At 49.5% G+C, this 13,031-nt stretch carries 13 protein-coding genes; 11 read left to right on the top strand and 2 right to left on the bottom strand.

Going from position 1 to position 13,031, the window contains the following annotated elements:
• Positions 1–2 precede the first annotated feature (2 nt).
• The 8 genes from Q4488_RS01585 (at position 3) to Q4488_RS01620 (ending at position 9,257) form a co-directional block, all read left to right on the top strand.
• Entirely contained in the window at positions 3–2,102 is a 2,100-nt protein-coding gene (locus tag Q4488_RS01585; protein ID WP_303578698.1) for a PQQ-dependent dehydrogenase, methanol/ethanol family, read from the top strand.
• A 268-nt stretch (positions 2,103–2,370) separates the two neighbouring features.
• On the top strand, positions 2,371–2,442 hold the full coding sequence (gene pqqA / locus Q4488_RS01590; protein WP_003243383.1) for a pyrroloquinoline quinone precursor peptide PqqA: 72 nt from the start codon (positions 2,371–2,373) through the stop codon (positions 2,440–2,442).
• Between the two features lie 87 nt (positions 2,443–2,529).
• Positions 2,530–3,465, top strand: coding sequence for a pyrroloquinoline quinone biosynthesis protein PqqB (pqqB, locus tag Q4488_RS01595; protein ID WP_303578699.1), 936 nt, complete (start codon positions 2,530–2,532; stop codon positions 3,463–3,465).
• A 10-nt stretch (positions 3,466–3,475) separates the two neighbouring features.
• Positions 3,476–4,246: a pyrroloquinoline-quinone synthase PqqC gene (gene pqqC, locus Q4488_RS01600; RefSeq protein ID WP_368411564.1), complete on the top strand. Its 771-nt coding sequence runs from the start codon at positions 3,476–3,478 to the stop codon at positions 4,244–4,246.
• On the top strand, positions 4,243–4,524 hold the full coding sequence (pqqD, locus tag Q4488_RS01605; RefSeq protein WP_303578700.1) for a pyrroloquinoline quinone biosynthesis peptide chaperone PqqD: 282 nt from the start codon (positions 4,243–4,245) through the stop codon (positions 4,522–4,524). The genes pqqC and pqqD overlap by 4 nt, the downstream gene beginning before the upstream one ends.
• The gene (gene pqqE, locus Q4488_RS01610; protein WP_303578701.1) at positions 4,499–5,662 is read left to right on the top strand and encodes a pyrroloquinoline quinone biosynthesis protein PqqE; all 1,164 of its coding nucleotides are present in this window, start codon (positions 4,499–4,501) and stop codon (positions 5,660–5,662) included. The genes pqqD and pqqE overlap by 26 nt, the downstream gene beginning before the upstream one ends.
• Positions 5,663–5,709: 47 nt before the next feature.
• Positions 5,710–7,743 (top strand): S9 family peptidase, encoded by a 2,034-nt coding sequence (locus tag Q4488_RS01615; RefSeq protein ID WP_303578702.1) that lies wholly within the window; start codon positions 5,710–5,712, stop codon positions 7,741–7,743.
• A gap of 467 nt (positions 7,744–8,210) precedes the next feature.
• Positions 8,211–9,257, top strand: coding sequence for a hypothetical protein (locus Q4488_RS01620; RefSeq protein WP_303578703.1), 1,047 nt, complete (start codon positions 8,211–8,213; stop codon positions 9,255–9,257).
• Between the two features lie 29 nt (positions 9,258–9,286).
• Here Q4488_RS01620 and Q4488_RS01625 read toward each other — a convergent pair whose 3' ends face one another.
• Entirely contained in the window at positions 9,287–10,237 is a 951-nt protein-coding gene (locus Q4488_RS01625) for an IS110 family transposase (protein WP_303578937.1), read from the bottom strand.
• A 260-nt stretch (positions 10,238–10,497) separates the two neighbouring features.
• Here Q4488_RS01625 and Q4488_RS01630 point away from each other — a divergent pair, with 260 nt between their 5' ends.
• From Q4488_RS01630 to Q4488_RS01640, 3 genes are all read left to right on the top strand, one after another.
• Positions 10,498–10,860 (top strand): hypothetical protein, encoded by a 363-nt coding sequence (locus Q4488_RS01630; protein WP_303578704.1) that lies wholly within the window; start codon positions 10,498–10,500, stop codon positions 10,858–10,860.
• Positions 10,861–11,095: 235 nt separating this feature from the next.
• Complete coding sequence (locus tag Q4488_RS01635) at positions 11,096–11,362, top strand: type II toxin-antitoxin system Phd/YefM family antitoxin (protein WP_215951059.1); 267 nt, start codon at positions 11,096–11,098, stop codon at positions 11,360–11,362.
• 3 nt (positions 11,363–11,365) lie between these two features.
• Entirely contained in the window at positions 11,366–11,656 is a 291-nt protein-coding gene (locus Q4488_RS01640; protein ID WP_303578705.1) for a type II toxin-antitoxin system RelE/ParE family toxin, read from the top strand.
• Positions 11,657–12,053: 397 nt separating this feature from the next.
• Here Q4488_RS01640 and Q4488_RS01645 read toward each other — a convergent pair whose 3' ends face one another.
• Positions 12,054–12,959: a LysR family transcriptional regulator gene (locus tag Q4488_RS01645; protein ID WP_303578706.1), complete on the bottom strand. Its 906-nt coding sequence runs from the start codon at positions 12,957–12,959 to the stop codon at positions 12,054–12,056.
• Between the last annotated feature and the right edge of the window lie 72 nt (positions 12,960–13,031).

Consider the following 13,031-nt stretch of genomic DNA (forward strand, 5'->3'; position numbering starts at 1 on the left):
TAATGCAATTTAATAAACAATTTATGTCGGTTTTGTTAGGTGCAGCCTTGACGCTACCGAACCTCGCTCAAGCGGCGGCAGCGGTGGATACTGAGCGCCTGATCAATGCTGATCAAGAGCCGGGCAATTGGTTAGCCCATGGGCGTGATTATACTGAACAGCGGTTTAGCCCGCTCAAGCAGATTAATAAACAGACGGTCGCGGATTTAGGGCTAAGTTGGTCTTATGGGTTTGATTCTACTCGCGGGCTGGAGGCGACCCCGTTGGTGATCGATGGCACGATGTATGTGACCGGCAGTTGGAATGTGGTATATGCGTTTGATGCGGTGACGGGTGAGCTTAAATGGCGCTTCGATCCGAAGATTGATCGTGGTGCGGTTGGGCCAAAGCTATGTTGTGATGCGGTGAATAGAGGCGTGGCAGCTTGGCAAGGCAAGTTGTATACAGGCACCTTGGATGGACGCCTGATTGCGCTGGATGCTGAAACCGGACAGCCGCTTTGGTCGACTCAGACCACCGATAATGATCAATATTACTCCATCACTGGCGCGCCGCGTATCGTCAAAGGGAAGGTGATGATCGGTAATGGCGGCGCTGAATTTGGTGTGCGCGGTTATTTCTCAGCCTATGATGCCGATAGCGGCAAGATGCTATGGCGCTTTTATACCGTGCCGGATGATCCGGCTAAAGAAACGAATCCCGTTCTGATCGAGGCCTCAAAAACCTGGGCCGGTGAGTGGTGGAAACTCGGCGGTGGTGGCACCGCCTGGGATTCCATGGCCTATGATCCAGAGCTGGATCTTCTGTATGTGGGTATCGGTAATGGCTCGCCTTGGAACCGAGAAATCCGCAGTAACGGTGAAGGCGATAACCTGTTTTTATCGTCCATTGTCGCGGTACGCCCCGATACCGGTGAATATGTTTGGCATTATCAAACCACGCCCGGTGAAGAGTGGGATTACACCGCGACTCAGCATATGATTTTGGCCGACCTAGAGGTGGATGGGAATCCCCGTAAAGTGTTGATGCAGGCGCCTAAGAATGGTTTTTTCTATGTGCTTGATCGGGTGACCGGCGAGTTTATTTCCGGAGAAAACTATGTGGCGGTTAACTGGGCCGATGGCATCGACCCCACCACAGGGCGACCCAATATTAAACCGGAAGCGCATTACAGCAGCGCTGGAAAGCCCTTTCTGGCCCAGCCTTCGCCTTTTGGTGGGCATAACTGGCAACCCATGAGCTTTAACCCGAACACCGGCTTGGTGTATTTCCCAACACGGGAGATGGCATTCCCTTATATAGCCGATGAGCAGTATCAAGTTAAATCGATGACCGTCAACCTGGGGGTGAGTTTACTGGGAGCATCGCTGCCGGAAGATCCTGCAGTACGTAAGGCGGTTAAAGCGGCCACTAAAGGTCGATTAGTCGCTTGGGACCCCGTCGCTCAGAAAGAGGCGTGGGGTGTCGATATGCCGGTGCCGTGGAATGGTGGTACGTTGAGTACCGCTGGTGGCTTAGTGTTCCAAGGTAATGGTCAGGGTCGTCTGGTGGCCTATGATGCGGCCAGTGGTGAGCCGTTATGGTCTTACCATGGGCAAACTGGCATGGTGGCGCCGCCGATCAGTTACAGCGTTAATGGTGAGCAGTATATCGCTATTATGGCGGGATGGGGTGGTGCTGTTCCTCTTGTTGTTGGGCCGTTAGTCAGTGAAGCGCTGACCACTAATACCAACCGTTTGCTGGTGTTTAAGCTTGGCGGTAAGGCAACGTTGCCTGAACTAAAGGTTACAGCTAAAGCGTTGAATCCACCGTCAGCTACCGCAACGGCTGAGACGGTTGCTGAAGGCAAAGCGGTTTATCACATTTACTGTAGCTCCTGTCATGGTGATAGTGCAGTGAGTGGCGGGGTGCTGCCGGATCTACGTTATGCCAGCCAACATAGTTTTGATTACTGGGAAGATATCGTGGTGAACGGCTTGAAAAAAGGCAACGGCATGGCCGCCTTTGGTAGTGTGCTGAGTGTCGAGCAAGCCGACGCGATTAAAGCCTATGTCATCAAACGAGCCAATGATGAGTTAGCAGCCCAAAAGGCTAAGCAATAAGCATCAGCACGGTTGATTGAGTCCTCCGTGGGCGGTTACCAATTCTGGCGTAACGGCTCAAGGCTTGAGGTGGCTCAGCGGAGCCACCTCTTTTTTCGGCACCCGTGAAGCCTGCTACGATGGCGCAAGAGGCCAATTGATGGCCAGATTACGACTAAAAAGCCCCGTCGATTAGTTCCAAAGTACCATATGGAATTAATCATTCGGTTTCTATGATGAAAGACAGTCACAAGACTGGAAGAAACTAATAACAAAAGAGGTAATACCTATGTGGACTAAGCCAGCTTATACAGATCTGCGTATCGGTTTTGAAGTCACCATGTACTTCGCAAACCGCTAAGCACCATACCAAGTCCCGCCTTCGGGTGGGGCTTTTTTATTGGTTTCGATACGAACACTCCGACAATACGACAAGATAATAATAACAATGAAAATACAGGTTTTAGGTTCAGCCGCCGGTGGCGGTTTTCCTCAGTGGAACTGCAACTGCCGTAATTGTGCCGGTTATCGTGCTGGCACACTCAATGCCAAAGCGCGTACCCAGTCTTCCATCGCCGTAAGCGCGAATGGCGAAGATTGGATACTGTTTAATACCTCTCCGGATATCCGCCAGCAACTGGCTGATTTTGCGCCGATGCAACCTAATCGTCAGATTCGGGATACCGGTATCGCCGCGATTGTCTATATGGACAGTCAGATCGACCATACCACCGGTTTATTGATGTTGCGCGAAGGTTGCCCCCATGAGGTTTGGTGTACCGATATGGTGTATCAAGACCTCACCACCGGCTTCCCCGTGTTTAAGATGTTAGAGCATTGGAATGGCGGCATTACCCGCAACCGGATTTCGGTTGCAGCGGGTGAGAATAGCTTTGTGATTCCCCAAGTACCCGAATTTAAACTAACCGCCGTGACCCTGCTCAGTAGTGCGCCGCCTTATTCGCCACACCGTAATGATCCGCATCCGGGGGACAATATCGGTATCTTGATCGAAGATACCCGCAGCGGCAAAACACTGTTTTATGCACCCGGCCTAGGGCAAATTGAACCGCACCTGAAACCGATCATGCAAGACGCCGACTGCTTATTGGTGGATGGCACGATATGGCGCGACGATGAGATGATCACCTCGGGTGTGGGCGATAAGTTAGGCGTCACCATGGGGCACTTAGCACAGATGCCCAATGAAGCCACCGGTGAGGCGGGCATGCTGGCATTTCTTGATACCCTAGAGAAACCGCGCAAAGTGTTAATACATATTAATAATACCAATCCGATTTTAGATGAAGACTCTCCGGAACGGGCCGAAGTGCTGGCCCGTGGGATCGAAGTCTCCTATGACGGCATGAGTATCGAACTCTAAGAGGTCAGCTATGAACGCACAACTGAAAGAGGCCTTACCGGCGCTCAGTCGGGATGAATTTGAACAGGCGTTGCGGGCTAAAGGGGCGTTTTATCACACCGAACACCCTTACCATGTGGCGATGTACAACGGTGATTGCAGCAAGGAACAGATTCAAGGTTGGGTCGCGAACCGTTTTTACTATCAGATCTCGATTCCCCTCAAAGATGCCGCGATTATGGCTAATTGCCCTGACCGTGACGTGCGTCGTCACTGGGTTCAGCGGGTGTTGGATCACGATGGTTATGATGGCGCGGTGGGTGGCATCGAAGCTTGGCTGCGTTTAGGCGAAGCCGTGGGTTTGAGCCGCGAAGAGATTCTGTCGCAAGAGCATGTGTTGCCGGGGGTTCGTTTTGCCGTCGATGCCTATGTTAATTTCGCCCGACGGGCCACGTGGCAAGAAGCCGCGAGTTCATCGCTCACCGAACTGTTTGCCCCAACGATTCATCAAAATCGGTTAGACACTTGGCCGACCCACTATCCTTGGATTAAAGAGGAGGGCTATCAGTATTTTCGTGGCCGCCTAACGGAAGCCCGTCGCGATGTGGCCCACGGGTTGGATATTACGCTGGATCATTACACCACCCGTGAGCAGCAGGAACGGATGCTAAATATCTTACAGTTCAAATTGGATGTGCTCTGGAGCATGCTCGATGCGATGACCATGGCCTATGAACTGAAGCGACCGCCGTATCATACGGTCACCGAAGAAAAGATCTATCACAAAGGCCTATTCGCATGAGCGGCGTTGAGATTACCCCAGATCAGACCCCGGTATTAAGCCGAATGTTTCGCTTTCAATGGGAGAAAGCACAGGATAGTTATGTGCTGCTCTATCCTGAAGGGATGGTTAAACTCAACGGCCCCGCGGGTGAAGTGCTAGCCCTAGTGGACGGGCAGCGTACTGTAACCGATATTATCCAGAGCCTGCAGGCGAAGTTCCCCGATGCTGACGGGATCGAGCAAGATATTCTGGAATTCTTAGGAGATGCCCGTGAGCAACGCTGGATCAGCCTGTAACGGTCAGCCATCACTAAATGCGGTGCCGACCCATGGTCAGCCGCTGTGGTTGCTCGCCGAACTTACCTATAAATGCCCACTGCAGTGCCCTTACTGCGCCAATCCAACCAATTTCGCCAGCAAGACCGATGAGTTAACCACCGCCGAGTGGGTCGATGTGTTCACCCAAGCCCGTGAATTGGGCGCTGCACAGTTAGGTTTTTCAGGCGGTGAGCCGTTGGTGCGCCAAGACTTAGCGGAATTGATCAGTGAAGCACGGCAGTTGGGTTACTACACCAACCTGATTACCTCTGGGGTAGGCTTAAACGAACATAAAATTGCCGATTTTTGTGAAGCGGGGCTGGATCATATTCAGGTCAGCTTTCAGGCGGCCGATCCCGAGGTCAACAACCTGCTGGCGGGTTCGAAAAAAGCCTTTCAGCAAAAACTAAAGATGGCCCGAGAAGTGAAAGCTCAGGGTTACCCGATGGTGCTCAACTTTGTTACCCATCGGCATAATATTGATCAGATCGATCGTATTATCGAGCTGTGTGTCGAACTTGAAGCGGATTATGTCGAGCTGGCCACCTGTCAGTATTATGGCTGGGCTTATGAAAACCGGAATAACCTGCTGCCTACGCGGGCGCAGTTGGAGCGGGCCGAGCGCATCACCAATGAATACCGTGATCGCTTAGCCGCCGCCGGTAACCCGATCAAAATCATCTTTGTCACACCGGATTATTATGAAGAGCGACCCAAAGGCTGCATGAATGGCTGGGGGCAGGTGTTTTTAACCGTCACGCCGGATGGCACTGCCTTGCCTTGTCATAGTGCGCGGATGTTGCCGGTCGAGTTTCCCAATGTGAAGGAGCAAAGCATCGAGCAGATCTGGAACCGCTCGAACGGCTTTAACCACTTCCGGGGTTATGAGTGGATGAAAGAGCCCTGTGTCTCCTGCGATGAGAAAGAGAAAGACTTTGGCGGCTGTCGTTGTCAGGCCTTTATGCTCACCGGCGATGCCAATAATGCCGATCCGGTGTGCAGTAAATCCCCCCATCACGATCTCATTGTGCAGGCACGTGAAGAAGCCGAGTTACCCACGCATCAAGAACCGATCTTCCGTAACGAGCGCAACTCACGGGTGTTTGCCAAGAGTTGATATGTTAGCCTGCAAGGCTTAGTTAACCCTGTGGATGAGAGCCCGTTATGCCCCAATATGGTTTTTTAAACTCGACACTATCCGCCGCCAATGCGGTGGCTGCAGGACTGGAATACGGCCAATTACAGGCGGTGGCTGAGGGGCTTTTCTGGGTTGAATATCGGCCAGATGAGGGGCGGAATTTACTGATTCAGCGTGGCTGGAACGGCGATATCCATTGCTTAACTCCGGCGGGATTCAGCGTACGCAGTTGCGTATATGAATATGGGGGTAAAAGTTGGTGCCCCGTGGGCAATCGGTTGGCATTTGTGAATGCCGCGGATCAGCAGATCTGGCTACAGCAGGGCGGTCAAATGCCTTTGCAGCTTACCCAAACTCTTGATTGCCGTTATGGCGACCTAATCTTTGATCAACCTCGTCAACGATTGCTAGCGGTGCAGGAACAAGCCAGCGATGATCCTACTCAACCGCTACATCGAATAGTGGCGGTGGATATTAACACTGGGGCGGTCACTGTGTTGGTCAGCGGCGATGATTTCTATGCCGCGCCCGTGCTAAGCCCCGATGGCCAGCAGTTGGCTTGGATCAGTTGGAATCATCCGCATATGCCTTGGGTGAGCACCCAGCTCAATCTGGCCCGTATCGCTTCAGCCAGTACACCTAAGCAAGTGCCTAGTGATACGCAGAGCGATAAAATAAACCCCGCCAGTGGCTTAATCGAGCATCGAGTGCTGGCCGGTGAGACGATGCAAGAGTCTTTGCAACAGCCGCGTTTCTTAAGCGATAACAGTTTAGTGGCGATCAGTGATATTTCTGGCTGGTGGAATTTATACCGTTATCTATTTGATGATGTTAATAATAAACCACAAAAACACGCCGTAGAGGCTGCAGCACCTACGCTCAATACATCCGAAATATCAGCATCGAACAACCTGTTAACAGGGAGCGGGGCAGATGGCGTTCGAGCCGAGCTTCTGTGGTCTCGAACAAATGACTTCGGTTTGCCATCCTGGCAACTGGGTGTGTCCACCTGGGATCAACTGGATGAACAGCGCCAAGTGGCCTGCTATATGCAACAGGGAGAGGGGCGCTTGGCTATCAACACCGCCTCGGGTGAGGTTCGGCTAGCCGAGCAGTTTAGCCTGTTTCGTCACATCTGTTGTTATCAAGGGCGTATCTACTGCATCGCATCGGCGAAAGATCGTTCCGCGGCCATCGTCGAGTTAGTGCCAGCGCAACTGGGCGAGCAAAGTCAGCTTAACCTGATAGCCGGCGGTCAGCGGCCCGAGAGTAAGGTCGCCTTACCGCAACCGATCGGTTATCCGGTGGCGGGGGAAACCGCCTATGGCTTTCTCTATCTGCCCTTATCGGCCACTGAATCGACTGAAGACTCGACCGTGCGGCCACCCTTGCTTGTGTTCAGTCATGGTGGCCCAACCGCGGCGACCTATCCACTCTATAACCCGAAAATTCAGTTTTGGACCAGCCGGGGCTTTGCCGTGGTCGATCTTAATTATCGTGGCAGTACCGGTTATGGCCGTGATTATCGCCTGCGGCTGGCGGGGAGTTGGGGGCAAACCGATTGGCAGGATGCCGAAGCCGCAGTGGATTATCTGGCTGAAAAGAACCTGATCGATCCCGCCCATGTGTTTATTCGCGGCGGTAGTGCCGGCGGGTATACCACCCTATGTGCACTGGCCTTTAGTGATCGCTTTAAAGGCGGGGCGAGTTATTACGGCGTCAGTGATCCGATGGCACTCACCCGCGATACCCATAAATTTGAAAGCCATTACTTAGATTGGCTGATCGGTGATCCACAACAGCAGGCCGAGCTATATCGGCAACGCAGCCCACTTGTGCATGCGGATCAAATCAACTGCCCGATGATCTTCTTTCAAGGTGGCCAAGATAAAGTCGTGGTGCCACAGCAAACCGACGTGATGGTGAATGCTTTAAAACAGCGTGGCATCGCGGTGGAATACCATCTTTACCCAGATGAACAGCACGGCTTTCGCCAAGCCAGCAACCAAGTGCACAGCCTCGAAGCGGAGCTGCAATTTTATCAGCGTCTTCTGACTTGATGCGCTTATCTTCTGCTACAGTGCGCGGCACCGGGACATGAATAGCGATCAAGCGTACAGCGCAAGCATGCTGGGAGCGCAGCGAATCTAAATATGAGCACGTATGGGGTGACGCAATCGATCGATAAAAAGGGAACTCATGGTGTACATCCTTGTACTGTCTTTCTGCAGTATGATTTGAGTTTTTCAAGGAAAGAGGACACACTGAGTTTTCGTGCTTGCCCGTTTATTCGGTTGGTGATAATTTGATCATCTATAAAATCAATAGGTTATTGATTTACACGTTTATAGGCCACTCGTCATCGAAATAGTGTGCACGCACGCTTTTCTGGAAGGGAATAGTCAAACTATGGAAGGTTTCAGAATGAAATCAGTTGGTTATAAGCACAAGCCCAGTGAGTTCTCGCCAGTATATCAGGCACGCGCAGGAATAAGCTGTTAACCTCTCGTCATAGATTGGAGAAATCTTGAAACGAATTAAGCGAAATCCAGAGAAGTTCGAAGTAATAGATTTATTTACTGCTTTGGGCCGTGAGCATGGATACAAACTAAGCGTTGAAGAAGATGCGGATGACTTTATTGAACGCATTGGTAACTCTCTAAAGGCGTCTAAGGATAACCCTAACCTCTTACACGGAAAGAGAGTTGAATCGCTTTTTGCTCATGTCGCTGGGGCATTAGGTAATTGCCGCCTAATAAAACAAGAAGATAGTGGAGAGGCATTTACTACAGAGCAGGATATTCAGGCTCCGGATTATAAGGTAATACTCAACGACGGAAGTCAGTATTTTATTGAGGTGAAAAACTGTCACTTCCCTAATTTCAAGTCGCCTTACCCTTTCAAAAAGGACTATCTAAGAAAGGTTGAGAACTACGCTGAGCTGCACAATACGCCTCTATTATTCGCAGTTTACTTTTCACGACACAATAAATGGTTCCTGTTACGTAAAGAATCTCTAATCGAGCAGAAAAATCGATATGTTACAGATTTCATAAATGCTACGGCACAAAACGAGATGGCTTTATTAGGTGATCGTACAATCGGTACAGAACCAGATCTATCAATAGAGTTACTTGCTGACCCCACAAAAGAGGCAAAGGTCAACGAGAATGGAGAAGCAAATTTTATTATCGGTGGCGTGAAGATATATAGCTCTGATCGGGAAGTCACGGATAACTTGGAAAAGTCGATTGCTTTCTACCTCATGAGATTTGGTACTTGGGTTGAGAGTGAAGCTGAAGGTTTATTTGATGATGGTGAGTTTTCAGGTGCTAAATATATATACTCGCCAGATTGCCCTCCTGAGGGACAGAACTTTTCCATGATTGGTGAGTTAAGCTCAATGGTAAGTGCATCGTATGGAGAGCAAACCACTTACGAACAGAGTGTCATTGCATTAGATACGAATCTGGACCCTGGTGTATTTTCCGTAAAGATCCCTGAAGGTTATAAAGGGAAGGACTTGCCACTATGGCAGTTTATAATGCAACCAAATCCAGATTTTAAAGGCTAACAAGTGACTGTGGTGTTCTGTCAATAATATCAGGCTGATTTTTCATTCCAGCGCTCCTCATTTTTCAGCATAGTATTTAGGATGACGATCAGCTTTCTCATGCAGGCGATCAGGGCCACTTTAGGGAGCTTCCCTACGGCCTTCAGGTGCTCGTAATGGCGTTTAAAAACAGGATTGCACTGTATCGAAGAGAGCATTGCCATAAACATTACTGTGCGTATGCGATGGCGGCCACCTCGGATACGACGTTTACCGTTGTACGAACCGCTGTCGCGGTTCATTGGCGCGACGCCGACCAGGGCGGCAATCTCTTTTCGGTTTAGTTTTCCAAGTTCTGGCAGTTCGCTGAGCAGGGTGTAGGCCAGAACTTTACCGACACCGGGAACACTGGTCAGTATTTCGGTTTTAATGCGCCAGTGCTTGACTTCAGCCACAAGCTGATCGAGTTTCAGAGTGAGCTTTTCGATCTGAGTTTGTAGCGATTTAAGTAAGGCTTTGATGGATGAATGCAGCTCCTTTGGCATGATCTGGAGACGGTTTTTCTCCATAGTTTGCATCTCTAAGAGCTGGGCGCGCCGGATAAGTAAATCCTTGATTATACGGGACTGTCTGTCGGGTATAGGCTTGATATCAGGTTGAATAGTGGCTGCGAATTGCGCAATCACTGTGGCATCAATTTTATCGGTTTTAGCCAGTACGCCGATGGCTTGAGCGTAGCGTCGGATATTAGTGGGATTGACCACCACAACAGGAAGATCCGCTTTGTCGCAGGCAAAGACAAAAGCGTGCTCGTAACGCCCGGTAGCTTCGATTACGATACGTTTAACCTGATGAGTTTTAAGAACTTGAACGATCTTTTGAATATGTTCATCATCGTTGGGTATTGAGAAATGGAGATCTAATGGATGAAGGACTATATCAAGCTTCGACTTACCGACATCAACACCGACGTTGATTTCAATGTGACTTTCCGTATTCATCATAATAAGCTGACTCTGCCTTGCTATGCGGGCTCGAGGCCCCAATGACTGTTCGAGTTATTGCTTCGGAGTTATGCAGCGCTACCCACTTGTTATCGGTCTCTCGCAAGAGGAGCCGGCGCACAATCGAGCTACTGCATAAAGACCCTCAATGGCCGTTGAGGGTGGGCCTCCAATTTACCCTGAAATGGAACGGAATTAACCATACAAACGCATTAAATCTGACGTCGCACATTGTCCGTTTTTTTGCTTAAAAGAAAATGACGCAAAAAAGCGTCCAACATACTCCGCAGTTTATGCGGGCGTTAAATTTAGAGGAGTGGATCATCGATATTTCAACGGGCGTAAATATAATTGTAGGTTTAATCGCAGCCTTGTCCGCAATTTATGCAAGCCGCTCGGCTAAACAAGCTGAAAAATCGAACTACATTGGCCGTTTGAATGCTTTGTTAGCACTCCGTCTGCATTATCTAGAGTTAATTGGGAAGAGACTGTCATTCATGGAGCAGTTTAAAGATACTGAAGGTGGGGAAAAAGCATTCGAATCATTTGCTAATCTTGATTCAAAACTACGTCAAGTAAATAAAGAAATTGAAAGTTACCATGATAAGGTAGTGAAATAATGAATTTAACAAGGCACAGCAGTTGCTCTAGTGGTCATTACACGATGAAGGAGGTAGGCGATTATGTTGGGGTTCTTCTACAATGAGTCAAAGAATAGCGGGTACCGCACGATGCAAAACCTGACCCTTAAGTGCTTAAGTTCCTCGCTTTACGTGCCACTTATCAGAGCGTCCGCTCTTTGACGAGACCTGCTAACAGGTGCTATACATAGGTCTTTAAAGAAAGGCTTTTATCATGAAAACAAAATTTTCCGAAGATATTATTCCGTTGTCTGACCTAAAGGTTAATCCTGGTAAGGTTGTAAACCATGCAAAGGACACGCATAGACCAGTACTAGTCACTAGCCGAGGGCGTGGAGTTGCTGTTGTCCAAGGACTCGATGATTACGAAAGCACCCAAGAAGAACTTGAATTCGTTAAGGCTGTGGCTCAAGGGTTAATAGAGATAAAGGAAGGTGAAGTTACCGATATCATTGATGTGAAAAAACAATTGGGTCTATAGTTCGTGAACATTTCTTTTTCTAAGTCAGCGATTGATGACCTTAAAAGTATCAAAGAGTATTACCAGGAGCAGGGTGTACCGCAAATAGGCCAAAACTTCGTAGAGGTAATTGTTGAACACATAGAAACGCTTAAGACCCATCCTGATATCGGTAGGGTCGTCCCCGAGTTTAGCGATGACTCTATCCGTGAACTTATTCATTCTCCGTTTCGGATTGTCTATCTTCGTGAAAGTGAATCAATCAATATTATTAGAGTATGGCGTAGTGAACGGTTGCTTAAGTTACTAAGTTAGAAGAGTTAAAAGGGTCAAAGCCCTTTTTTACAAGAGCGAGCAGAGACCGGCATACCTAAACGGACGTTGGCATATCAAGAGATAATTAAAGGGGTCAAAGCCCTTTTCTGAGGATCTCATCTGGACAGCAGCTACAGGCTATTTTCAGATAAGTGAGAAAACGGATATTAACGTGTCAATATGACTGGATAAATTTATGGGTGTCCCAAATTTTCCTTCTGCAAATTCTCGTATGTCTTTCTGTCTGTGTTTGTTTCGTTGCCACGCTCCCGCGTGGGAATGTATACGGAACCTGAATTATGCGGTGTAAAGGTTGCAGACCTTTTTCACTACCTCCCTCAACGGTATGATCGCTGATGGGAGTAGGCCAATAGGTTCCCCTGTAGACAGAGGGCTCTTAAGCGTGGTCTATATAGGGATTGGCTCTTAGTCGCTCAATCGCCAGGTCGATAAAGGCTCTGATCTTTGCGTTGGCTTGTCGCCCTTCGAGATGAACAATGCTGACCGGCAGTGGCTGGCTTTCATAGTCTTGCAGGATGCGCGTCAGGGAGCCGTTTTTTAATTCCTCGCCAACCTGATAGGACATCAGGCGGGTGATGCCAAACCCCTCTCTGGCCGCTGTTATTGCTGCACCATTCTGGGAGCAGTGCAGGCGTGGAGAGAGTTTTACGGCTTCCCTGCCTGTGGGGGATTCAAATTGCCACGTGGTTGACGGTTCAACCGTTGAAGCCTGAATGATTTCATGATCTCTGAGCTCGGCAGGGTGCCTGGGGGTGCCATGCTTTTGCAAATAGCTGGGCGAAGCACATACCAGCCGCTGCACGCTTCCGACTGGGGTGGCATAGATGCTTGAATCCTTGAGGTGGCCAATGCGGACAGCCACGTCCAGACCCTCATCGAGTATATTGCTGATGCGATCGTAGAAAACCGCTCTGACGGTTACCGCTGGATTCTGCTGCAAATATTCCGTCAGAATCGGTGCGATATGTATCTGACCAAACAGTACCGGAGCCGTCACCGATAACACCCCTTTGGGCTCGGCGTAACTTCCGGATGCGGTAGCCACGGCCTGTTCGACATCTTCCAGAATACGTTTGGCGTCTTCGAAAAACCGGGCTCCCGAATCCGTGAGCCGGACATGACGGGTGGTTCTGTTGAACAGGCGCACCCCCAGGGTCTTCTCAAGCTGAGCGACCGATCGGGTTACTGCTGGTGCTGACAGGTCCAGTGTGCGGCTGGCGGCAACGAAGCTCTGACATTCCGCAACCTCGATAAACACCCGCATCGCTTCAAGTTTATCCATTCTGTTTCACACAGTTTTATCGCATATATTATTTCACTAACAGTAATAGATAATTAAATTTCAGTCTAATTA

Origin of the sequence: Amphritea sp. 1_MG-2023, from assembly GCF_030547545.1 — a bacterium.
Lineage (GTDB): Bacteria > Pseudomonadota > Gammaproteobacteria > Pseudomonadales > Balneatricaceae > Amphritea.